Raw genomic sequence first — 23280 nt, forward strand, 5'->3', positions numbered from 1 at the left:
TATCAAATCAATTCACACTGACCAAACGGATTTTACTATTTTCGAAGATCAATCAACCAACCTATGGTGAGAGTCCTGTTGCTGGTATTATCATCCATCCTGACTATCGTATTGATTTATATTCTCGGGTCGACAAAACTGGCGCCGGTGGCGCTGGGCAAGTTGCTGAGTCCTCAGGAAGGTATCTGGCAAAACGCTGAGGCGATTAATCAGACATATAATGAAGACATTCGCTTTCCTGAACTGAAAGGGAAAGTCGATGTTTATTATGATGAACGTCTGGTGCCTCATATCATGGCTGAAGAAGAAAACGATGCCTATTTTGTGCAGGGTTATATCCATGCAAAATTCAGGTTGTGGCAGATGGAATTTCAGACCCACGCTGCCGCCGGTCGTATCAGCGAGATCATTGGGGATCGTGCGATATCGTATGACAGAAATCAGCGTCGCAAAGGACTTGTATTTGGCGCTGAGCAAATGTTGAAGTCAATCGAAAGTGATCCGGAAGTACTTGCAGCATGCGATGCATACACCGCGGGTGTAAACAGTTATATTTCTTCTCTTTCTTCCAGCGAGTTGCCAATCGAATACAAACTCTTGGGTTATCAACCTGAAAAATGGAATAACCTCAAAACAGCGTTGTTTATAAAGGCGATGACAAATGATCTCGCAGGATATGATCACGATTTTGAGTATACAAATGCGTTGCGTGTTCTGGGAGAAGAAAAATTCAATTTGTTGTTTCCTGCAATACCGGATTCATTATCTCCGATCATTGCGAAGGGAACACCATTTGCACGGCCCGATACTACTTACATGCCTCCGGCAAATGCCGATTCTGTATATTTTCATTCGACGGATTCTCTGTGGTTTACTGATGAATTCAAACCAGATCCTGCGAATGGTAGCAATAACTGGGTTGTTGCTGGTTCTAAAACGCAGAGCGGAAAACCTATTCTGGCTAACGACCCGCATCTCAACCTGAGTTTTCCTTCGATATGGTTTGAAATACAGATCAGTACTCCCAATTACAATTCATATGGTGTAAGTTTTCCCGGGATACCTGCGGTTGTTATTGGTTTCAATGAAAATATCGCTTTTGGATTTACCAACGCTGGTCGCGATGTAAAAGACTACTACAAAATCAAATTTAAAGATGAAACGAGGTCTGAGTATTGGTTTGAAAATGCCTGGAAGCCGGCTAATCAGCGCGTGGAAGTGATCAAGATAAAAGGCAAAGCGGATATCCTTGATACTGTTTCATACACCGTTTTCGGCCCGGTTATTTATGATGAATCGAATCGTGATAAATTGAATACCGAAGGCGCTTACGCGTTGCGTTGGGTGGCGCACGATCCTTCGAACGCATTGCGCATGTGGCTATTGCTGAATCGTGCAAAAAATTACGATGACTACAGTGCCGCGGTAAAATACCTGAATGTTCCTGGTCAGAATGTAGCGTTTGCAGATCGTTCAGGAGACATAGCCATGTGGGCGCAGGCGAATTTCCCATTACGCTGGAAAGGGCAGGGCCAGTTCCTGATGCCGGGTACCGACAGCAGCTATATGTGGCATGGTTATATTCCGCAACAGGAAAATCCTCACGCACATAATCCTGTTGAGGGATTTGTGGGAAGCGCCAATCAGCGACCGGTAGATTCAACATATCCTTATTTTATTCCGGGCAGTTATGATGTATACCGTGGAATTACTTTAAATAAAGCTTTGGCTGAGATGCAGAATATCACAGTCGATGATATGAAAAAACTGCAGAACAACAACTTTAATGTTTTTGCATCTCAGGCGTTACCCATCTTATTGATGAATATTGAAACCGGGCGGCTGGATTCAAAAGATAAAGAATATCTCGACATACTAAGTCACTGGAATTTTTACAACGATCCGGAGGAAAAAGGGCCGGTATGTTTCAATACCTGGTGGGATAGTTTGCAGGCAGTGGTTTTTGATGACGATCTTAATCGTTCACCCTTGCCCGTTATAAGACCGGAAAGATTTGTTCTGCTCGAAGGATTACTCAGAGATAGTATATATCGTTTTGTCGATAATATCAATACTCCTGAAGTTGAATCGCTGTCTACAATGGTTACATCTGCTTTTATGCGTGCTTCAACAGTGTTGAAGAAAATTGAAAGTGAAGGTAAACTTGAGTGGGCCAAAAGCAAAAACACAACAATCTATCATTTGTTAAGAGATGGCGCGCTTCCATTTGCAAAAGCGGGAATAATGAATGGAGGAGGATACGGAATTCTAAATGCAACTCAGCATACGCATGGTCCGAGCTGGCGAATGGTGGTACACATGACCACCCCTGTTGCGGCCGAAGTAGTCTATCCTGGCGGTCAGAGTGGGAACCCGGGCAGTCCTTATTATGATAATTTTGTAAACACCTGGGCCGAAGGAAAATATTATACTGCCTGGATAATGAAACCGGGAGATGCAAACGACAGCAGGGTGAAATGGCATCTGCATTGCAGACCATGATATAAAATCAATAAACTGTACGCAGGATGAAATTTTTAGTATCTATCATATTGACAGCTTTGCTCGCATTTGCATTGGGATTATATCTTCCATGGTGGAGTATAGCGATCGCTTCTTTTGCAGTAGCTGTTTTCATTCATCTGAAACCTGGTTTTTCTTTCTTAAGCGGATTGATTGCATTGTTTTTGCTTTGGGGTACGATGGCTTGGGCGAGATCTGCAGCCAACCAGGACATTCTCGCAAATAAAATGTCCGTACTGGTTCTGAAAACAGAAAATAGTTTGTTACTGGTACTGGTTACTGCATTGATCGGTGCCCTAATTGGTGGTCTTGCAGCGTTGAGCGGCAGTTTGTTACGGTCTGTTATGAAATCAAATAATTAACCTTTGCACGCACGTAAGAAAATTCAATATCCGTACTTTTCATACCTGGTCATACTTTCAGTATTGATGCTGACAGGCATAAACTCATATGCCACGCGTGTTTCCGGAAAAGTATTCAATTCACAGAGCATTCCTCTTCCATTTGCTTCTGTGCTTATCAAGGGTACAACCATTGGTACCACTTCCAACAGTAATGGAGAATATTTTCTTGATCTGACTCCCGGCGATTATACGATCATTTGTCAATATGTGGGATATGAAAAGCGGGAGAAGCAATTGACAGTTGGAAACGAACCGGTCATTTTCAATTTTGTTCTGAAGGCGGTTACACTTTCATTACAGGAGATCGTTATCAAGCCAGGTGGTGAAGATCCGGCTTATGAGATCATCAGAAATGCAATTAAAAAAAGACCGGATTATCTTAAGCAGGTCAGCGCATATCAATGTGATGTTTATATCAAAGGGCAAATCAAACTGAATGAATTTCCCAAAAAATTTATGGGTCAGCGGATTGAATTGGAAGATGGGGACAGTGGACGAAACAGGATCGTTTTTCTTTCTGAGACCATAGCTAAATATTCATTTACTCAACCCAATAAGCAGAAAGTAGAAGTGATTTCCACCCGGGTGAGCGGGCAATCTAATGGTTTGGGGTTCAGTAACCCTGAAATGATTTCTTTTTATGAGAATAATGTAATGTTGCCGCGTCTTCTGAATCCCCGGGGGTTTATATCACCAATAGCAGATAATGCCTTGTACTATTACAGGTATAAATATCTTGGTGCATTTATCGAAGATGGAGTACAGGTTTCCAGGATCCAGGTGATTCCGAAAAGAAAGTTTGAACCGGTTTTCAGTGGATATATCCAGATTGTAGAAAACGAATGGAGAATACATAGTCTGCAGCTCACATTGACAAAGGAGGCGCAGGTGGAAATTGTAAATCAGCTGGTCATTGATCAGATCTATATGCCCGTGGCCAAAGATATCTGGATGTTACAGACCCAAAATGTATATCCACAGATTAAAATGTTTGGATTTGATGGAGGAGGGTATTTTACCACACTGTATTCTAATTATACCATTGAGCCAGTATATAGAAAGAAATTTTTTGATAGAATCGTACTCAGGTATGATACGGCGTCGAATAAACGAAGCCAGGCATATTGGGATTCTGTACGACCCGTCCCACTGCTTGATGAAGAGGTAGTGGATTTCAGAAGAAAGGATAGTCTTGAAAAACAACGACAGGATCCGAAATACCTGGATTCATTGGATCGAAGACAGAATAAACTTACCTTTTCGGGATTGGTACTTAACGGACAAACATTTCAGAGAAGAAGTAAAAATCGTTCATTTGAATACGATCCAGTATTAAAAAGTGTCAGCTTTAATACGGTAGAGGGATTGTCGGTGCAGACATCCGGAACATTTACAAAGGATTGGACCGGAAGAAAATCATTAAGCATTACGCCAGTACTTCGATATGGATTCAGTAATAAACATTTCAATGCATTTTTTATCAGTTCGTACCGGTTTGGAAATAAACTGAGAAACAGTGTTTCATTTTCCGGCGGGAAAAGAATTTACCAGTTCAATAATGACAACCCGATTCCCCAGGTCATCAATACTTTTTCTACTTTATTTGATGGAAATAACTTCATGAAAATTTATGAGGCGCGATTTGCATCCATTGGATATAGCAAAGCTTTTGGAGAAGGTTTTCAGTTCGATGCAAATGTTCATTACCAGAACAGGTATCCGTTAGAAAATACTGATACTACCACATTCTGGGGGAAATCAGAAAATAAAACGAAGTACACACCAAATTATCCTACCGAGTTAACGAGCCAGAACCTGACGCACCACCAGGCATTTATTACCGCTTTTACCATCACGTACAGGCCGGGAACAAATTATATTGAACTGCCTGACAGAACGATCAGTATCGGGTCAAAATACCCCGTATTACGACTCGGTTATACACGTGGCTTCAGAAACATTATCGGCAGCGATATTGAGTTTGATAAATGGTTCTTTTCAATTCAGGATAATATCAATATGAAAACTGTTGGTGAGCTGAGATATCATGGAGTGACGGGCGGATTTCTGAGTAAGAGCCAGGTAGCGATCCCGGATTATCAGCACTATGAAGCCAACCTTTCTATAAAAGCAAATCCTTACCTGAACAGTTTCCAGTTGCTTTCCTATTATCTGAAATCAAACACAGCAGATTTTTATTTCCGGATGCATCTTGAACATCGGTACAATGGATTCCTTACAAATAAAATACCTGGAATCAGGAGATATAACCTGCATCTTGTGACCGGAGGCAATATGCTTTACATCAACAAAAACAATTACTATTTCGAAGTGTTTGCCGGCATCGATAATATCTTTAAAATTTTCAGAATTGACTATGTGTGGGGTTTCTCCGAAAATGGATTTTATGGCAGCGACATACGAATAGGAATAAAAGCGTTCAATTCGATTTTCGAAGATTATTAGTTTATCCCCGGGAACTGATCCTGAATTTTTTGTCGGATGAATTTACTTCCCCAGCAAGCATTCTGGTGAGCGTCAGGTTTTTAAACTGTGCTTGGAATCATCGGAAACCATTTCAATGGTCCAGTGCAGTCGTTTTACGAAATCATGTTGTCTCACCTGGCAATCCTGTTTGAGGCAAATTGAACAGGAAAAATTTTCGCAGCCATCAGAATGAATAAAAAGTTCGACGCTTTCGCCAAACTCTTTTTTTACAAATTCTGAAAACCGATCGACCTCAGCATGTGCTTCACGAACAGTAAGATACCATGGTACGGTAAGATGGCAGTCTACATGTAATATTGAGCCAAATTTTATGATCCTGAGTTTGTGAAGATCGATCCAGTTTTCATTGCGATTGGCATTCACTTTTTCCACGAGTTGTGCAAGTAGTTTGGCATCTGACTCATCCATAATACCAGCGAGTGACCTGCGTATAATTTTTGCTCCTGTAATGAGTATCAGGACAGCAAAGCTGATAGCAACTACGCTATCAACCCAGAGCCATCCGGTAAAGTATATCAGTAACAGTCCGGCTACAATTCCTAACGTCGAAAATGTGTCAGTCCGTAAATGTTTTCCGCTGGCGATCAAAGCCAGGGAATTATTTTTATACCCTGTCCTCATCGTATAAGTACCAACAATAAAATTTATGACTGCGGTTATCGAAACCAGGATAATACCTGAGTCAAGACTGTCGATTTTTCTGGGATGGAAATAGGTGCGTACAGCCTCAAAAATGATCACGGAACCTGCTACAAATATCAGGCTTCCTTCCACGGCCGCGGAAACAAATTCTGCTTTCCCATGGCCATAAGGATGATTTTTATCACGAGGCTTCGCTGCTACAATAACGCTGTACAGGCTGATCATCCCGGCAACCACATTGACGGTACTTTCAAGCGCATCTGTCAAAATTGACACCGAATCTGTTAACCACCAGGCCACCAGTTTCACTATGAATAATACCACGGCAATGATGGTAACAAGTCGCTGCGTACGTATGTTAATCCGGGAGATAAAGAAGGTTTTGCTGAAGATACGAACAGGTGTTAGTATTTCTGCCTCATTTGAATTAATTTTGCGTTTCTAAAGACGATTGACCTATGCAGTTTCAACTCACCGAAGAGCAGTTAATGATTCAACAGGCGGCCCGTGATTTTGCAAGAAATGAATGCAAACCTGGAGTAATTGAGAGAGATGAACTACAACAGTTTCCGAAAGAACAGATATTGAAACTGGCCGAACTGGGATTCATGGGAATGATGGTTGATCCGAAATATGACGGGGCAGGGATGGATTCAGTAAGCTATGTTTTGGCGATGGAGGAGATCAGTAAAATTGATGCGAGTGTGAGTGTGTGCATGAGTGTCAATAACAGCCTTGTTAACTGGGGGCTTGAAACTTTCGGATCAGAGGATCAGAAAGAAAAATACCTCAAGCCTTTGGCTCGCGGAAATAAGGATGGTGAACTTTATATAGGTGCATTTTTGCTGAGCGAACCTGAGGCTGGAAGTGATGCAACTTCGCAAAGAACGACAGCGGTGGACATGGGTGATTATTACCTGGTAAACGGGATAAAAAACTGGATCACCAATGGTAATTCTGCATCCGTATATCTAGTAATGGCGCAGACAGATCTATCGAAAGGAAGCAAGGGTATCAATGCATTAATCATCGAAAAAAACTGGCCGGGCGTAACAGTTGGAGCTAAAGAAAATAAACTGGGTATTCGCGGAAGTGATACCCACAGTATTCTTTTCAGTGATGTAAAAGTTCCCAAGACAAACAGGATCGGTGATGATGGATTTGGATTCAGCTTTGCGATGAAGACGTTGGCAGGAGGTAGAATAGGGATAGCGTCACAGGCTTTGGGAATCGCTTCAGGTGCATATGAATTGGCATTAGCTTACTCAAAGGAACGTAAAGCATTCGGAAAGGAAATTTCGCAGCACCAGATCATACAATTCAAACTCGCGGATATGGCTACACGAATCGAAGCAGCGCGTTTGTTATGTCTCAGGGCGGCCTGGGAAAAAGACCAGCACCTGGATTATTCATTGAGTTCTTCCATGGCCAAAGTATATGCGTCGGAAACAGCGATGTGGGTTACAACAGAAGCTGTTCAGATCCATGGCGGATATGGGTATGTAAAGGAATATCATGTCGAACGCCTCATGCGCGACGCGAAAATCACACAGATCTATGAAGGCACCAGCGAAGTACAACGCATAGTAATCGGACGGCAGATACTCAAATAACCGAACCGTTTTGCGACTTCATTGTTTTTCCTCCGTAAACAGTTCCTGATGGCAGTTATCCAGACGCAGAATGTTGCAAAACAATATAACGGACAATATGTTCTGAAGGGAATCTCCCTGACGATTGAACCTGGTCAGATCATTGGATATATTGGTCCGAATGGTGCCGGAAAAAGTACTACAATAAAAATCCTTTCCGGAATTTTAGATGAATTTGAAGGTGAGGCTTCTGTACTCGGAATGGATGTACGCAAGCAGGCGCTGGATATCAAACAATATATTGGTTATATACCGGAGAATGCGGCTTTGTATGAAGTGCTTACGCCGATGGAGTACCTGCGCTTTGCAGGACGCCTCTATGGAATGGGAGAGAACGACATCCTCCACAAATCCACTGAACTCCTTCGTCTGTTCAAACTGAGTGAGAATGCAGAGCAAAGAATGAACGGTTTCAGTAAAGGTATGAAACAGAAAGTGTTGTTGATTTCTGGTTTAATGCACAACCCGCAAATCATTTTTCTTGATGAACCATTGAGTGGACTTGATGCAAATGCTGTCATCCTGGTCAAAGAAATTTTGCTGCAGCTGAAACAATCAGGGAAAACAATCTTCTATTCATCGCATATCATGGATGTTGTGGAGAAGCTGAGTGACCGCATCATCATTATCAACCAGGGGGAAATAATTGCAGACGGAAGTTTCGAAGATCTTCGCAAACTCGGAGATACCGGATCGCTCGAAAAAATATTTACTTCACTCACCGGAAGCACCGGTCATGGCTCAACAGCAGGAGAGTTTATCGATATACTTAGTCATTGATGCATGAATAAACTCCTTATAAAAATATTCAGACTTCTCAAACCGCTTTTCAGGAAGGCGGATCCGGATTTTGAAAAAATAATGATTATCCTGGAGACAAAGCTGACGATGGATAATCGTCGGGTGAACATGAGCTGGCGTAACAGCAATCAAAAACAAAACTCAAATCAGCTCACCCGTGTACTGATTATCTATACCATCTTTGGTTTGATGATTGGTTTTATTGTACTGTTTGCAACTGATTTTAAAACCATCATGGTCCTTTTTCATTCCTATGTCCTGTTCATGATGGCAATGATTCTTGTTACGGATTTTTCTTCTGTACTATTGGATACCACCGATAACCAGATCATACTTTCCAAGCCGGTCAGCAGCAAAACATTATTTCTTGCTCGGACATTTCATATAATGGTTTATCTGTTTCAGTTTACGGTAGCTATTGGTATCGGAAGCTGGATGTTTTCGTTTTACCGCTTTGGTTTTATCACCGGAGTTGCGCTTATTGGTACTACGTTTCTTACTGTCCTTCTTGCTGTATTTATTACCTATTTTTTGTATCTCGCGCTGATGCGTTTTGCAAGTGAACAAAAGATAAGGGAGATCATCAGCTGGTTCCAGATTTTCATGACCATTCTTTTTTCATTCAGTTACCAGGTACTACCCAGGCTGGTCAATTTTGTTGATATACGGGAAAGTATAAGTCTTCAATGGTACGCCTATTTATTGCCACCGGTATGGATGGCGGTGTCTCTCGAAGCAATACAAAATCTGCAATTTGACGGCACGCATTTATCTATGATTGCTTTAGCAGTTGCTGTTCCTATTGCAGGATTCTGGGTCCTCAATAAATACCTTGCACCCGGTTTTTCTTCGCGACTGGCGGCATTGCAGCAAAGCACTGATACCAGAAAAGAATTAACCAGCAACGTAACTCAGAAAAAAAACCTGGCTGAAAAAATGTCTTCCTGGGTGAACAGCAATGCAATCGAGAGAGCAGCTTTTCAACTCACCTGGTACATTACTGGCCGGGATAGAAATTTTAAAATGCAATTTTATCCGGCACTCGGATATTTGCTTGTATTTTTCTTTATTTTTTTATTTAAAAATCAGCAATCTGCTGCCGAAAACCTGGCGAGATTGAAAGATACTTCTTCCTATCTGGGACTTATTTATCTTCCCGTTTTTCTTACTTCAACTGCATATTCTCTCCTCCCGTACAATGAACATTTCCAGGCATCCTGGATTTATCACAGTACACCATTGAAGAAGCCTGGAAGTGTGATCATTGGTGCTATCAAGTCTGTGGTAGTAAAATATTTTATACCAGCCTATCTTATTTTGTTTTTTATTTCCTTATGGTTCTGGGGAGGGCGGATACTATTTGATTTTGTTTTCGGGATATTTAATAATCTTTTTTGCTTTGTCATCATCATTTTTTTTAGTGAGCATTTTTTGCCCTTCAGCAGACAGCCGGCAACAAAACAACAGGCGGGCAGGTTTGCAAGGTCGTTACTGCAGTTATTGATGATTGGAATACTTGTGGGGTTTCATTACCTGCTTTTAAAACATCACTGGATTCTTATGGCGATGATTCCGATCCTTTTTACAGGAGCATGGCTGATATTAAGATCAATAGGTAATCTCGCGTGGAAAAAAATTGCTGTGTAACATGTCAGTAAATCTTGAAAATTTTCATTCGATTCAGCGGTTGGTGTCAGCTCACAACGCAACACTTGTGGCTGTATCCAAGATCAAACCGGTTTCAGATATTAAAGCATTATACAACCAGGGGCAATTGGACTTCGGCGAAAATTATGTGCAGGAACTGGATGATAAAGTCCGCCAGCTGCCCGGAGACATTCGCTGGCATTTTATAGGACATCTGCAATCAAACAAAGTGAAATACATCGCGCCATATGTGCATCTCGTTCATGGTGTGGATAGTATTAAATTGTTGCAGACCATCGACAAGGAAGGCAGAAAAATAAACCGGAAGATCAAATGTCTTCTGCAGGTGCATGTTGCGCAGGAAGAAACCAAATTCGGGTTTTCAAAAGACGAAGTATTACAGGCATTAGCCCAGTGGCAGAACACAAAAACGGCATTCGCGGAAATCTGTGGTATCATGGGGATGGCTAGTTTTACGGAAGATGAAATACAGCTTCGTCACGAATTCCGATTATTGAAATCAATTTTTGACGAAGTGAGAAATCATTATTTTAAAGATGTTGATCATTTTGACACACTGTCCATGGGAATGAGCGGAGATTACAAAATCGCTCTTGAGGAAGGTAGTACCATGATCAGGGTCGGGAGTTTGTTGTTTGGAAGCAGAAACTAATTCTTTCAATTAATGCGGGCTATAATTTTAAGACATCAATTGAGATCAGTCCGGTGCTCAATTTGTACATCTCCTTAATTCGTGAATCTTATTTCAAATTCAGGTATTATATAATTCACAACTGGTAGCCGGTAAGGTGGTAAAACCGGAAAAGAGACGGGAATTTTTCTACAAACCTCCCATTTTTGAAATAAGAAATTATCACTAGGTAATAGCCGGTTTAAGCAAACAAAAAAAGCACGGATTAAGTCCATGCTTTTTGTAATGACGTGAGAAATATTAATTAGCAAAAACATCCTGATTTTTAATTCCATTATTATCAGAAACCATAGCGAACGGTAAAACCCCATGTACGTGGATCTCCCAAAACAGATGCGTACTGACCATTATTTCCGCTGGCGATAAGGAGTTGTTCGTGGTAATCTTTATTAAATAAATTCCTTGACCATACGAATAAAGACAGCCCGGCATTCACTCGGAATCCGATTCTTGCGTTGATGGTGGCATAGCCTGGAATGTTCAGGTATGCAGAAGGCGTTGCACTGGATGAAAATTCAGAACGGAAATAAGCATCTGCGGCAATAAAGAACCGGGTTGTATTTCCTAATAATACGGCCGGAGTGATATATTCACCTCCAAATGAGCCAGCCCATTCGGATATTCCAGGCAGTCTTCCACCTGAGATGTCCTTGAAGGCAACCTGCTTTCCATCTACTGTAAGACCTGTTTCCTCCAGTGGTAATGGCGCATTGGTGAACTTCACATATTTACCATCGGTGTACGATAATGCACCGAAGAATGTAAAATGTTTACCAGCCTGCAAATTAGCATCTACCTCAACTCCACGTACTCTTACTTTTTCTGCATTCGCGAGATATCCGCGGTTTACCCCTACCTCAGGTGATTGAACCTGTGTCTGATAATCCTTAATGTCAGTATTATACAGTGTAACGTTAAAAGTAAAGTCGCGGGTAAAGGTGGATTTAATACCCGCTTCAAAATGTTGCACATTTTCCGGATTCAAGACAGCGAGATCCAGAGCAGGTTGGCCATTAACCGTTGGAAGCCCCGCCACATTTACGCCAACAGGCTTATAGCTTGTCGAGAAGGTTACAAAGGCATTGATCTTCGAATTTGGTTTATAAGCTGCGGTGATATTATATGTCAGATGATTTTCATCAGCATCTGCCTCATATGCCTGATCTGAATATACCAGGGCTTTCAAAGCTAACAGATCCGGGTCATTGGTTTGTAGGCCACCGTAGGTTTTCCGGTTATAAATAACATCTTTCTTGTCGTAATTAAATCGCAGACCCGGAATGATATGAAATCCATTTCCGATTTCCCAATCAACATTCGCGAAAACAGCAGCACTGAGCGACTTAATAGAAGATCTGGTATTTATTCCATAACCTTCAAAAAGTCCGGGTGTCTGCCACTTGGAACTGGTCGTACTTTGGGAAAATCTCCAGGTAGCTGTTCCGGATTCTTCTACACCAAATGGGTTGGTTTTAACTTCCTGCCCAAGAAAAAACAAACCTGCAACGCCACTCAGTTTATCTGAGATCTGTCCTGCATACCTGAACTCCTGTGAATATTGATTGTGCCTGGAGTAATTGGCTGACCGTGCCAGAGATTCTAATCCGGTAAAGTCGCGATCATTTGATGGATCCCAAATCCAGTAACGCCAAGCTGTAGTGGAAGTTAATGTACCAGGTCCGATTTTAGAATCAATATTCAGCGAAACACCACCCAGATCATTTCCCGAATTCCAGGGTGAATCATGATCAACTAATCTGTCAAATGGATTTAATGTTGGGAGCGTATAATTCAGATCGGAAATGATGGCATTAAACTGACGGTATGCTGCACGCTTGGTTTGCACCACACCAGCAATCACCTGGGCATAACCGTTAGGTCTTTGCCGGCTGAAATCTCCCGATAATATAATTGAAGTTTTTTCAGATGCTTTATACAGGATCTGCGCCTTAGCTCCAAGATTATTCAGGTCGTTCAGATATTTCTGCGTGCGTTGGTTATAAATCAGGCCATCACGTTGAGTTCCTGAAAAAGAAAACCGTCCCGCAATTTTCTTTGTAAGCGCACCTGTTACAGACGCCTTTGCCTGGATAAATCCATAGTTCCCGCCACTGATTTCGAAATTTCCACCCGACTTAAAAGTAGGTTTTCGCGTTGTGATATTGAAAGCTCCGGCAGTAGTGTTTTTGCCAAACAAAGTTCCCTGAGGTCCGCGCAGTACTTCAACCTGCTCAATATCTATAAAATCAAGTGTTGCAGCGGCCGGACGCGCATTGTACACACCATCGATATAAATTCCTACCCCGGGATCAACACCGTCATTTGTTAAGCCAAATGAAGAACCCAAACCCCGGATACTCAAACCGGTATTCCGAGGATTGGAAGTATATAACTGAACTGACGGAATTAGTTCTTTTACTCGATTCACATTGAAAGAGCCCGAATTGTCGATTTGCGCTCCACCAATAACGCTGATGGGTATGGGCACTTCCTGCAAAACTTCACGACGACGACGTGACGTGATTACTATTGTGTCCCTTTGAAAAAGTGCCTGGAGTCGGATCACAATATCGCTCGTATTTCCAGCCTTGATAACTTTCTCTTCAGCATCGAATCCAGCAAAAGATACGACAAGGGTAACAGGGAACTTATCAATACCATTAATCGCAAAATACCCTGCGGAGTCTGCTGTGGTTCCAATATTTGTATTTTTTACAAGGATACTTGCAAAAGGAATTCCGCTGTTGCCACTGACTACACGGCCCGTAATCTGCGCCGATACAAAGAAAGGAAAGAATAATAAAGTAAGAAGTGTAACTCGTTTCATTAATGCAGTTTTGGAATTTTCCATAATAAGTCTAGTATTCTGGTAGACTATAAAGTCAAAAAATTTTACTTCTTTAGTTAAGGAATTAACAACATCGGACTGTTGATCCATTTTCTGTGCAACAATTTTGAGCCTGCTGAATTTTGACTGTTGTTTCAAATGTGCCTTGCTGCATTGGATAAAGTTTAGTCTAGTAATTTAGTGGACAAAACTATGAAAGGAATTTATTGCTTCCAAAAAAAATCTGAAACTTATAGATTTAACCACTGGAAAATGCGGGTGTTGTATTGTTTTTGGTTCAGGTTTGGGTGTTTATAAAAAAGTAAAAAAGGTGATAGCAACGAAGCATACAAATCTAAAAATCCCGGAAACCAGGTAAAAGTGTCTTTTATTTTAACATGAAATTTGCGATCACACAACTGTTTTTATACTATTACAGTCTAGGTATACTGTAACAAATTTTTCAAATGAAAGCCTTTATCATATTTGGTAAGTGCCTGTTATTCATTGTGCTTACTACTGTAAATGTGGAATTCCTGATCAACAGGAGCAGCAGTACATTCCTGACTCTTCTGGCAATTGCAGTTGAAATGTTCCTGATTTATATTTTGATTGTTCCATTGATTAGAAAACTTATAAGATCATGATAACCATTGCATTTATTGTTTTTACTGTCATTCTCGCGATTTTGTATATCCGGAGGCACCTCCAAACCGGCAAATTGCCGGGGTCAAAATTGTTTGTCGCCATACTGATTGTCGTGATAGGCTTTGTAGTCGCGGCTGCGCAACCGTTTATACTGGAAAGGGTAGATGCCGGTCATGTGGGTATCAAAGTAAATCTTACCGGTGATAATCGTGGTATCAGCAAATTCGAATACAAAACAGGATGGGTAATTATAAACACCTGGGTGAGCAAACTTTATGAGTTCCCGACTTTCCAGCAGCATATAGATTATCCGGAGCAATCGGTAATTACAAAGGGTGGTTTTTCAGCGGTGATTAAACCTTCTTTCAACTATTCACTGAAACCTGGCGATATCGGTGATATGTTTTCCAACCTGCGCCTGGATGTAAAACAAATCGAGCAACAGTGGTTGCAGACCGCAATTGTAGGGACAGTGAACGACGTTGCAAACAAATGGGCCGTTGATGATATCTTCAACGAAAGGGAACGTTTCGAGAGTGATATCGTAGCTGAAGCCAATCGTCGTGTATCAAAATGGTTTGTGATTTCGCAGCTGAGAACAAACATCGTTCCGCCTGCTGCATTGCAGCAGAGTATTGAAGCGAAGACACAGGCGATCCAGGAAGTTCAGGTAGCAGAAAACCAGGCTAAAGTAGCCATAGCTGAAGGTGAGAGAAAAATTGCAAAAGCTCGTGCTGACAGTGCAGCCAAGGTAATCGAAGCTGCCGGTGAAGCAGAATCCATCAGGAGAAAACAATTAACGTTGAGCGCGTTGTACATTGAATATATCAAAGCAGAAAAATGGGATGGCAAACTCCCGACCGTTCAGAGCGGTACAGGTAGCGGAATGATCTTTCAGTTGCCTAAGTAAGTTGAAAGTTGAATGCCTGCCTGCCGGCATAGGCAGGTTGAAAGTTTAAAGTCAGAACAGCCGTAGCACCTAACATAAAACACAGTGAAGATTTTTTGAATTTGGAGCGGGTAACAAAAAAAGAATCGTCGTAGTGGCGATTCTTTTTTTTTGTTAGTATCGATCATCGTTCATCGTTGTTAGTTGTTCGTTCATAGTGAGGAGAGCCGAATTTCTAAGTTAACAAAGAGACTCAACTTATTTACTTTTTATCCGAAGAAGGAAGCACTATAAACAGGCCAGGCTTACATTTAACGTTCAAGGTTGAACGTAAGGACCTCCTTACTTCTTACTATAATCAAATACCATCTGGCAAAACGCCTTCACACCAACATCCAGCATACTGTCATCAATATAAAAATCAGGCGTATGGTGTGGTGCCACTTTTGAAACATCCTGACCCTTCGGCATACCTCCGAGGTTAAAGAAAAATGCAGGCGCTTTCTCTCCGAAAAAAGAAAAGTCCTCCGCGCCGGTCGTCCACCGGGATTCACTTACATTTTCTTTACCAGCGGCACTGACAAGAGATGGAATTAATAAACTGACCAGTGCAGGATCGTTATAAGTAACAAGTGTTTTTGTTTCAATTTCCACTTCGACCTGGGCGCCCCAGGATTCACCGATTTTTTTTGCCACGTGCCTGATTTTTTCGTGTACACCTTTCTGCATTTTGCTATCAAGTGTACGGATCGTTCCTTCCAGTACAGCTTCTTCGGGAATTATATTGCTTCGGACGCCACTGTGAAATTTTGCAACCGTAATTACTACCGGCGCTTTCGTCAGATCTTCCTGCCGGCTGACGATGGTTTGAAGATTATTTACGATTTGTGTGCCCACAATAATCGGATCTATGCCTGTCCAGGGTGATGATCCATGGGTTTGCTTTCCCCTCACTTTAATAGTGAACCAATCTGACGAAGCCATAAAGGCGCCTGGTTTATATGTTACTTTTCCCACTTCCAGACCGGAAGAAATATGCAGGCCCAGTATAGCATCCACCTTCGGGTTTTCCATTACTCCTTCTTTTATCATCAGAGGAGCACCCCCTTCTTCATCACCGGGAGGACCTTCTTCTGAAGGCTGAAAAATAAACTTCACTGTTCCCGGTACCTCATTTTTCATCTTGCTTAACACTTCTGCTGTACCCATCAGGATAGCAATGTGCGTATCATGACCACAGGCATGCATCACCGGTACATTCTGGCCGAGATAGTCAGCGGTAACAACTGATTTAAATGGAATATCGACGCGTTCTTTTACAGGAAGTGCATCTATATCTGCCCTGAGTGCAATTACCGGTCCCGGTTTTCCACCTTTGAGTAATGCAACCACACCTGTTTTCGCCACACCTGTTTTCACTTCAAGCCCCAGGTTTTGTAAATGTTTAGCGATGTAAGCCATTGTATTCACTTCGCGATTACCCAGTTCGGGGTTTTGGTGGATATACCGCCGCCATTCAATCACTTTTGATTCCACCGCAGTAGCCTGCTGGCTGATCAGGGACGTGATCCTGTTCTGCTGCGCCATGAGAAAGGAAAAGGAAAATGAACAAGCAATCATGAGCATCAGAAGTCTTTGCATGTTGTTTTTTTTCGGAAAATAAGGGAAAAGAGGCAAAAGGCAAGAGGCAAAAGACAAAAGAGAACAGCCGGAGGAGGATGATGGCGAATGCGCAGAGGATTGGGTAGAGCTTATTTCAGGCAACAGGCAATTGATAGCGTTCAGTTAGTCCTTATATCTTCCTGTTTCTGTTTTTGTTTCTTTCTTCATTTTCAATCAGGTTTTTATGAATTGATTTGCTGCCTGCTGCCTGTTTTCCCCTTGGTCTGCTGCCTGAAAAGACCTAACTTTGCACGCTTTCCGAGGAGCTGTTCCCGGAGCAAAAAAATTCAGGAAAAAAATATGTTAAGCGCAAGGAATATTACCCTGGCATATGGCAAAAGGGTGTTGTTTGATGAAGTCAATATCAATTTCGTAAAAGGAAATTGCTATGGTGTGATCGGAGCCAATGGTGCAGGCAAAAGTACTTTTTTGAAAATATTAAGTGGCGAAATTGAACCCAACAAAGGTTCTGTGGAAATTACACCTGGGGAACGGATGGCTATCCTGAAACAGAATCAGTTTGAATTTGACGAGCAAACTGTTTTGAACACAGTTTTGATGGGCCATAAGAAAATGTGGGAAGTAATGCAGGAGAGAGAAAAAATCTATTCTCTTGCCGATTTTTCGGAAGAAGATGGTATTCGTGCGGGTGAACTGGAAGCTGAATTTGGTGAAATGGGTGGATATACTGCCGACAGCGACGCCGCAACAATGATCAGCAACCTCGGCATCTCTGAAGATTTTCATTACAGTTTAATGAAAGATATCCCCTCGAATCTGAAGGTACGTGTGCTGCTGGCGCAGGCGCTTTTTGGAAACCCGGATATCCTGTTGCTGGATGAGCCTACCAACGGTCTCGATCTGGAAACAATCAGCTGGCTGGAGAATTTCCTCGCTGATTATGAAAATATCGTTTTGGTGGTGAGTCACGATCGTCACTTTCTGGATGCTGTTTGTACTCACGTTGCTGATGTTGATAAACAAAAGATCAAGATCTATACCGGTAACTATACTTTCTGGTATGAATCATCCCAGTTGATGGCAAGACAGCTATCGGACAGAAACAAGAAAACGGAAGACAAACGTGCTGCATTACTGGAGTTCATTGCACGATTCAGCGCTAACGCGTCGAAATCAAAACAGGCAACTTCAAGAAAGAAGGCCCTGGAAAAACTTACCATCGAAGAGATTCAGCCTTCAAACAGAAAATATCCTGGTATTATTTTTCAGCCTCAGCGTGAAGTTGGCAACCAGATTCTGAATGTAGAAAACCTGAAGAAATCTGTTGATGGCCGTAAACTTTTTGATAAAGTTAGTTTCAGTGTAAACAAAGGCGATAAGATCGCTTTTGTGAGCAAGGATCCATTAGCGGTATCCAATTTCTTCGACATCATTAATAGTGAAACTGAAGCTGACGGCGGAAAGGTTGAATGGGGTACTACTATAACAAAAGCTTATCTTCCGGTGGAGAACAACAAATTTTTCACAACAACACTTAATCTGCTGGAATGGTTACGTCAATATGTACCCGCGAATGTGACAGATGCAGATGAGCCTTTCCTTCGTGGTTTCCTTGGCAAAATGCTTTTCAGTGGTGATGATATCATGAAGAAAACTTCAGTACTGAGTGGAGGAGAAAAAGTTCGTTGTATGATCAGCAGGATGATGTTGCAAAATCCCAACCTGATTATACTCGATCAGCCAACCAACCACCTTGATCTCGAAAGCATCCAGAGCTTCAACGATGGTTGTATTACTTTCCCCGGCATCGTACTGTTGTCATCGCATGACCATACCTTCATGCAGACAGTTGCCAATCGTGTAATCGAGCTTACACCCAACGGCATCATCGACAGACTGATGACGTTCGATGAATACCTTGAAGATGAAAGAGTGAAGTTTTTAAGGCAGGAAATGTATTAATAAGAATAAAGGTGAAAGCGAAGGGGTAAGAAGTTCTGCGGTTGAAATAATCTTACGATCGGGAGAAAAAATTTTTACATAATAAATGGGAGCAAAGCTCCCATTTTACATGTAAAGGCACGAGGGATTTAATATTGTTTTAATATTCCAGATCAGTGTAATTAAAACCTGTGAAATACAGAACTTCGGATTTAATCAGTACTCCTTAGCTCTAACTTTTTACTTCTTACTTTCTTTGTATCTTCCTTAGCGCATTCGCTTTTCGCGCATAAATTTCAGGGCCACTTATGGGTTTTCATAATATAGAAATTGCCGAAGTATATTCTAAAACAGGATCTTCTGAAATAGGACTCTCTGATGAGCAGGTGAGTCAGAAAAAAGAAGAGTTTGGTTTGAACGAGCTGCAGGAAAAAAAGAAGAAACCTGCCTGGATGATATTTCTCTCGCAGTTTAAGGATTTCATGATCCTGATTTTGATTGCTGCTGCGGTTATATCCGGGTTTGCAGGAGACATGACTGATGCAATCATCATCCTCGTGATTGTTTTCCTGAATGCGGTGGTGGGCTTTATACAGGAGTACAATGCTGAGAAAGCAATGGAGGCTTTAAAGAAGCTGGCGACCCTGCAAACACAGGTGATCCGTAACGGAACAACACATCACCTTCCTTCAGCAGAACTCGTTCCCGGGGATCTTGTCCTGCTCGAAGCAGGCAATGCCGTACCGGCGGACATCCGACTAACGGAAACGCATATCTTAAAAATTGATGAATCAGCACTAACGGGCGAATCAGTGCCAGTCGATAAAAGTTCTAAACTTATTCCGGATGAAGATATTCCACTTGGCGACCGGTTCAATCTTGCCTTTAAAGGAACGCTGATCACCAACGGACGTGGAAAAGGAATTGTAACAGCCACGGGTATGCAGACGGAGATCGGTAAAATTGCAAGTCTGCTGCAGGAGGGTGAAACAGTGACACCGTTGCAGAAAAGGCTTGCGGATTTTGGTAAGAAACTCTCCTGGCTGATCCTTGCTGTTTGTGCAATTATGTTTGGAGTAGGCATTCTGAGAGGAGAGGAACCTATTAAAATGTTGTTGCTTTCGATATCTCTTGCCGTTGCAGCAATACCCGAAGCGTTACCTGCATTGATAACTATAGCGCTGGCAATGGGTGCAAAAAGATTGGTTAAACAAAACGCGCTGATCAGAAAATTACCTGCAGTAGAGACTTTGGGATCCATCACTTTTATCTGTTCGGATAAAACGGGTACGCTTACCGAGAACAGGATGAAAGTGGTTAAGACAGACGAAAAAGACAGTGGTGATAAAATTGAAGGCGAAATTTCGATGTTGGCTGCTGCGTTAGCGTTGAATAATGATGTGGGTATAGATGAAGAAAACAAATTCACCGGAGATCCCACAGAGATAGCATTGGTTGAACATTTTATACAACAGCATTCGGCAGAGCAATGGAATACATTCAGAGAACAGTTCCCGCGAGTTGCTGAATTGCCATTCGATTCTGATCGTAAATGTATGAGTACTGTTCATGATTTCCAGGGAAGAAAACTCATTTTGTCAAAAGGAGCTGTGGAGTATGTTGCAGCTGCGCTTGAAAATCAGCAACTGGCCAGGATTATTCTTGAACAGGCAGATAAACTGGCGGCGGATGGAATAAGAGTACTCGCGTTTGCCTATAAGATCACTGATCGTCTTCCTGATCCTTTCGATTACTCAAACGTTGAGAAAGACCTGATATACGCAGGGCTCACCGGTATGGTCGATCCACCGCGTAAACAGGCAAAACAATCCATTACAGATTGTCGTACAGCAGGAATTGTACCAGTCATGATAACTGGTGACCATCCCGCAACTGCAGCATTTATTGCAAAGGAGATTGGTATACTGAGAAGCAATGACCAGGTGCTGACAGGATCACAATTGAAAAATCTTTCAGAGTCAGAATACAATGAAAGGGTCGAGCAGGTAAAGGTCTATGCACGTGTTTCTCCGGAACAGAAGCTCCAGATTGTGAAAACACTCCAGGCAAAACATCATTATGTCTCGATGACTGGCGATGGTGTTAACGATGCGCCTTCACTGAAACGTGCAGATATCGGCGTGGCCATGGGTATTACGGGTACGGATGTAAGTAAGGAAGCAGCAGATATGATATTGTTGGATGATAACTTTACTACAATCGTAAAAGCGATCAGGGAAGGTCGTCGGATTTATGATAATATCAGGAAGTTTGTCAAGTACATCATGACCTGCAATGGCGCAGAAATCTGGACTATTTTTCTTGCCCCGTTTCTCGGTTTGCCGATACCGTTACTACCCATCCATTTGTTATGGATCAATCTGGTGACAGATGGTTTACCCGGTCTTGCACTTGCTGGAGAAGGGGCTGAGAAAGATATCATGCAGCGACCGCCCAGAGATACGAGGGAAAGTTTATTTGCACATGGAATCGGTTTTCATATTGCATGGGTAGGACTTTTAATGGCAGGATTGACGCTTGGTACGCAGGCGTGGGCGGTTCATGAATCAAAAGAACACTGGCAAACGATTGTATTTACCGTTCTGGCATTTACTCAATTAGCGCATGTAATGGCGATAAGAAGTGAAAGACAGTTTCTGTTCAGGCAGGGATTTTTCAGCAATCTTCCGCTGCTCGGCGCTGTGGTTCTGACCATCATTTTACAACTGGGTGTAATTTATTTACCATTTGCAAACAAGTTGTTTAAAACACAACCACTTACTTTAAGTGAAATACTTGTTTGTTTTGGTGTTGCTGCTGTTCTGTTCCACGCAGTAGAATTTGAAAAGCTTATCAGGCGATGGGTCATCAAACGCCGAACGTAGAGCGTCTAACGTTATCGGAATTCTCCAAAGACTTTTCTGAGCTCGTCGGATATTTCTCCGAGCGTGCAGTAGTGCTCAACTGCATCGAGAACCGCAGGCATTAAATTGATATGGTTAACTGCGGCATGCCGGATCGATTCAAGACAATTCGACACGGCGACATTGTCGCGTCTTTCACGAAGTTTTTTTAGCTTTTCTGATTGATCAATGCGAATGCTATCATCAATTTTAAATGGAGCAATAGTGTCATTTTCATCAATCTGGAAACGGTTAACGCCGACGACCACCCGCTCGTTGCTTTCCACATCTTTTTGAAAAGTATAGGCACTCCGGGCAATTTCTTCCTGTATAAATCCCTGTTCAACAGCAACGACACTTCCGCCTATTTCATCAATGCGGGAAATCAGCGCAAGTGATTTTTCTTCAACTTCTTTTGTAAGTGCCTCAACAAAATATGAACCTGCGAGCGGATCAACGGTGTCTGCTGCACCACTTTCATACGCTACAATCTGCTGGGTACGCAGCGCGATCATTGCCGCTTCTTCTGTAGGCAGTCCAAGCGCTTCATCATAACCGTTTGTATGCAGGGATTGAGTGCCGCCGAGTACCGCAGCAAGCGTTTGAACAGTCACCCGACTGATATTATTCAGCGGTTGTTGCGCTGTGAGTGTACTGCCGCCTGTTTGCGTATGAAATCGCAACATCATCGCTTTCGGATCTGTCGCACCGAGTTCTTTCATCATATGGGCCCAGATTCTCCTTGCTGCCCTGAACTTCGCAATCTCTTCAAAGAGATTATTATGAGCGTTGAAGAAAAACGACAGTCGCTTTCCAAAAATATCGATATCAAGATTTTTCTCCAGTGCAGCCTTAACATAGCTCTTGCCATTACTTAAGGTAAAAGCCACTTCCTGCACAGCAGTGCTTCCGGCTTCACGGATATGGTAACCCGAAATTGAAATTGTGTTCCATTTCGGCAGATGAAGACTGCACCATTCAAAAATATCGGTTATTATTCGCATCGATGGCCGGGGAGGAAATATATATGTGCCACGTGCTGCATATTCTTTCAGGATATCATTCTGTATGGTTCCATTAATATTTTTGAGATCGGCACCCTGTTTTTTGGCAAGCGCCACGTAAAAAGCCAGTAATATAAAACCAGTAGCATTGATCGTCATCGACGTTGAAACCTTTTCCAGTTGAATACCTGCAAAAAGTTCTTCCATGTCTTCAAGACTATCAATTGCAACACCCACCTTTCCAACTTCTCCTTCCGATAAAGGATGATCACTGTCATATCCTATTTGCGTCGGAAGATCAAATGCAACACTCAATCCACTCACACCTTGCGCTAACAGATAATGATATCGTTTGTTACTTTCTGCGGCAGTTGAAAATCCTGCATATTGGCGCATCGTCCACAACTTCCCGCGGTACATATCTTTCTGCACACCACGTGTAAACGGGAATTCTCCGGGATATTCGTTAATGCCTTTTGGAAGATCAACATTAGTATAGCAGGTTTTAATATCGATGCCCGAATCTGTTTGCCTGGTCTGGTTCATATGACCGGAA

15 protein-coding genes are annotated in these 23280 nt (G+C 42.2%); 11 read left to right on the forward strand and 4 right to left on the reverse strand.

The features are described from left to right. Positions 1-63: 63 nt before the first annotated feature. The 3 genes from P2W82_RS01495 to P2W82_RS01505 are packed head-to-tail and all read left to right on the forward strand — an operon-like array spanning position 64 to position 5393. On the forward strand, positions 64-2502 hold the full coding sequence (locus tag P2W82_RS01495) for a penicillin acylase family protein (RefSeq protein ID WP_336514059.1): 2439 nt from the start codon (positions 64-66) through the stop codon (positions 2500-2502). A 26-nt stretch (positions 2503-2528) separates the two neighbouring features. Next, positions 2529-2885, forward strand: coding sequence for a hypothetical protein (locus P2W82_RS01500; protein WP_336514060.1), 357 nt, complete (start codon positions 2529-2531; stop codon positions 2883-2885). A gap of 3 nt (positions 2886-2888) precedes the next feature. Then, a complete protein-coding gene (locus P2W82_RS01505; RefSeq protein ID WP_336514061.1) occupies positions 2889-5393 on the forward strand; it encodes a DUF5686 and carboxypeptidase regulatory-like domain-containing protein in 2505 nt (834 codons plus the stop codon). Between the two features lie 72 nt (positions 5394-5465). Here the strand turns inward: P2W82_RS01505 and P2W82_RS01510 are convergent, their stop codons facing one another. Next, positions 5466-6488 carry a cation diffusion facilitator family transporter gene (locus P2W82_RS01510; protein WP_336514691.1) on the reverse strand — a complete coding sequence of 341 codons (1023 nt, stop codon included), beginning with the start codon at positions 6486-6488 and terminating at the stop codon, positions 5466-5468. 47 nt (positions 6489-6535) lie between these two features. Between P2W82_RS01510 and P2W82_RS01515 the strand changes: the two genes are divergently transcribed. From P2W82_RS01515 to P2W82_RS01530, 4 genes are read left to right on the forward strand one after another with little or no spacing between them, the layout of a single operon-like run. Next, positions 6536-7690, forward strand: coding sequence for an acyl-CoA dehydrogenase family protein (locus P2W82_RS01515; protein WP_336514062.1), 1155 nt, complete (start codon positions 6536-6538; stop codon positions 7688-7690). A 48-nt stretch (positions 7691-7738) separates the two neighbouring features. Beyond that, on the forward strand, positions 7739-8509 hold the full coding sequence (locus P2W82_RS01520; protein ID WP_336514063.1) for an ABC transporter ATP-binding protein: 771 nt from the start codon (positions 7739-7741) through the stop codon (positions 8507-8509). A gap of 3 nt (positions 8510-8512) precedes the next feature. Further along, a complete protein-coding gene (locus P2W82_RS01525) occupies positions 8513-10177 on the forward strand; it encodes a hypothetical protein (protein ID WP_336514064.1) in 1665 nt (554 codons plus the stop codon). A gap of 1 nt (position 10178) precedes the next feature. Continuing rightward, positions 10179-10850 (forward strand): YggS family pyridoxal phosphate-dependent enzyme, encoded by a 672-nt coding sequence (locus tag P2W82_RS01530; protein WP_336514065.1) that lies wholly within the window; start codon positions 10179-10181, stop codon positions 10848-10850. A 319-nt stretch (positions 10851-11169) separates the two neighbouring features. Here the strand turns inward: P2W82_RS01530 and P2W82_RS01535 are convergent, their stop codons facing one another. Next, on the reverse strand, positions 11170-13716 hold the full coding sequence (locus P2W82_RS01535) for a TonB-dependent receptor (RefSeq protein WP_336514066.1): 2547 nt from the start codon (positions 13714-13716) through the stop codon (positions 11170-11172). 467 nt (positions 13717-14183) lie between these two features. Here P2W82_RS01535 and P2W82_RS01540 point away from each other — a divergent pair, with 467 nt between their 5' ends. Continuing rightward, positions 14184-14363 (forward strand): hypothetical protein, encoded by a 180-nt coding sequence (locus P2W82_RS01540; RefSeq protein ID WP_336514067.1) that lies wholly within the window; start codon positions 14184-14186, stop codon positions 14361-14363. Further along, the gene (locus tag P2W82_RS01545) at positions 14360-15274 is read left to right on the forward strand and encodes an SPFH domain-containing protein (RefSeq protein ID WP_336514068.1); all 915 of its coding nucleotides are present in this window, start codon (positions 14360-14362) and stop codon (positions 15272-15274) included. Before P2W82_RS01540 ends, P2W82_RS01545 begins: the two co-directional genes overlap by 4 nt. Positions 15275-15595: 321 nt before the next feature. Here the strand turns inward: P2W82_RS01545 and P2W82_RS01550 are convergent, their stop codons facing one another. Further along, a complete protein-coding gene (locus P2W82_RS01550) occupies positions 15596-16894 on the reverse strand; it encodes an amidohydrolase (protein WP_336514069.1) in 1299 nt (432 codons plus the stop codon). A gap of 321 nt (positions 16895-17215) precedes the next feature. On the opposite strand from P2W82_RS01550, the gene P2W82_RS01555 reads away from it, so the two are divergent. Together P2W82_RS01555 and P2W82_RS01560 are read left to right on the forward strand one after the other, a co-directional pair. Beyond that, positions 17216-18838 carry an ABC-F family ATP-binding cassette domain-containing protein gene (locus tag P2W82_RS01555; RefSeq protein ID WP_336514070.1) on the forward strand — a complete coding sequence of 541 codons (1623 nt, stop codon included), beginning with the start codon at positions 17216-17218 and terminating at the stop codon, positions 18836-18838. Positions 18839-19125: 287 nt separating this feature from the next. Next, positions 19126-21702, forward strand: a complete 2577-nt coding sequence (locus P2W82_RS01560) for a cation-translocating P-type ATPase (protein WP_336514071.1) — start codon at positions 19126-19128, stop codon at positions 21700-21702. Positions 21703-21713: 11 nt separating this feature from the next. Here the strand turns inward: P2W82_RS01560 and P2W82_RS01565 are convergent, their stop codons facing one another. Then, the gene (locus P2W82_RS01565; RefSeq protein WP_336514072.1) at positions 21714-23270 is read right to left on the reverse strand and encodes an acyl-CoA mutase large subunit family protein; all 1557 of its coding nucleotides are present in this window, start codon (positions 23268-23270) and stop codon (positions 21714-21716) included. Positions 23271-23280 lie beyond the last annotated feature (10 nt).

It is taken from the genome of Pollutibacter soli, from assembly GCA_029269725.1.
GTDB classification, from domain to species: domain Bacteria; phylum Bacteroidota; class Bacteroidia; order Chitinophagales; family Chitinophagaceae; genus Pollutibacter; species Pollutibacter soli.

What these genes read in the sequence shown, in the direction of transcription:
- P2W82_RS01535 (WP_336514066.1), bottom strand. Translation starts at nt 13,716, where the DNA reads ATGAAACGAGTTACACTTCTTACTTTATTATTCTTTCCTTTCTTTGTA.
- P2W82_RS01550 (WP_336514069.1), bottom strand. Translation starts at nt 16,894, where the DNA reads ATGCAAAGACTTCTGATGCTCATGATTGCTTGTTCATTTTCCTTTTCC.
- P2W82_RS01515 (WP_336514062.1), top strand. Translation starts at nt 6,536, where the DNA reads ATGCAGTTTCAACTCACCGAAGAGCAGTTAATGATTCAACAGGCGGCC.
- P2W82_RS01540 (WP_336514067.1), top strand. Translation starts at nt 14,184, where the DNA reads ATGAAAGCCTTTATCATATTTGGTAAGTGCCTGTTATTCATTGTGCTT.
- P2W82_RS01495 (WP_336514059.1), top strand. Translation starts at nt 64, where the DNA reads ATGGTGAGAGTCCTGTTGCTGGTATTATCATCCATCCTGACTATCGTA.
- P2W82_RS01565 (WP_336514072.1), bottom strand. Translation starts at nt 23,270, where the DNA reads ATGAACCAGACCAGGCAAACAGATTCGGGCATCGATATTAAAACCTGC.
- P2W82_RS01520 (WP_336514063.1), top strand. Translation starts at nt 7,739, where the DNA reads ATGGCAGTTATCCAGACGCAGAATGTTGCAAAACAATATAACGGACAA.
- P2W82_RS01545 (WP_336514068.1), top strand. Translation starts at nt 14,360, where the DNA reads ATGATAACCATTGCATTTATTGTTTTTACTGTCATTCTCGCGATTTTG.
- P2W82_RS01555 (WP_336514070.1), top strand. Translation starts at nt 17,216, where the DNA reads ATGTTAAGCGCAAGGAATATTACCCTGGCATATGGCAAAAGGGTGTTG.
- P2W82_RS01530 (WP_336514065.1), top strand. Translation starts at nt 10,179, where the DNA reads ATGTCAGTAAATCTTGAAAATTTTCATTCGATTCAGCGGTTGGTGTCA.
- P2W82_RS01500 (WP_336514060.1), top strand. Translation starts at nt 2,529, where the DNA reads ATGAAATTTTTAGTATCTATCATATTGACAGCTTTGCTCGCATTTGCA.
- P2W82_RS01525 (WP_336514064.1), top strand. Translation starts at nt 8,513, where the DNA reads ATGAATAAACTCCTTATAAAAATATTCAGACTTCTCAAACCGCTTTTC.
- P2W82_RS01560 (WP_336514071.1), top strand. Translation starts at nt 19,126, where the DNA reads ATGGGTTTTCATAATATAGAAATTGCCGAAGTATATTCTAAAACAGGA.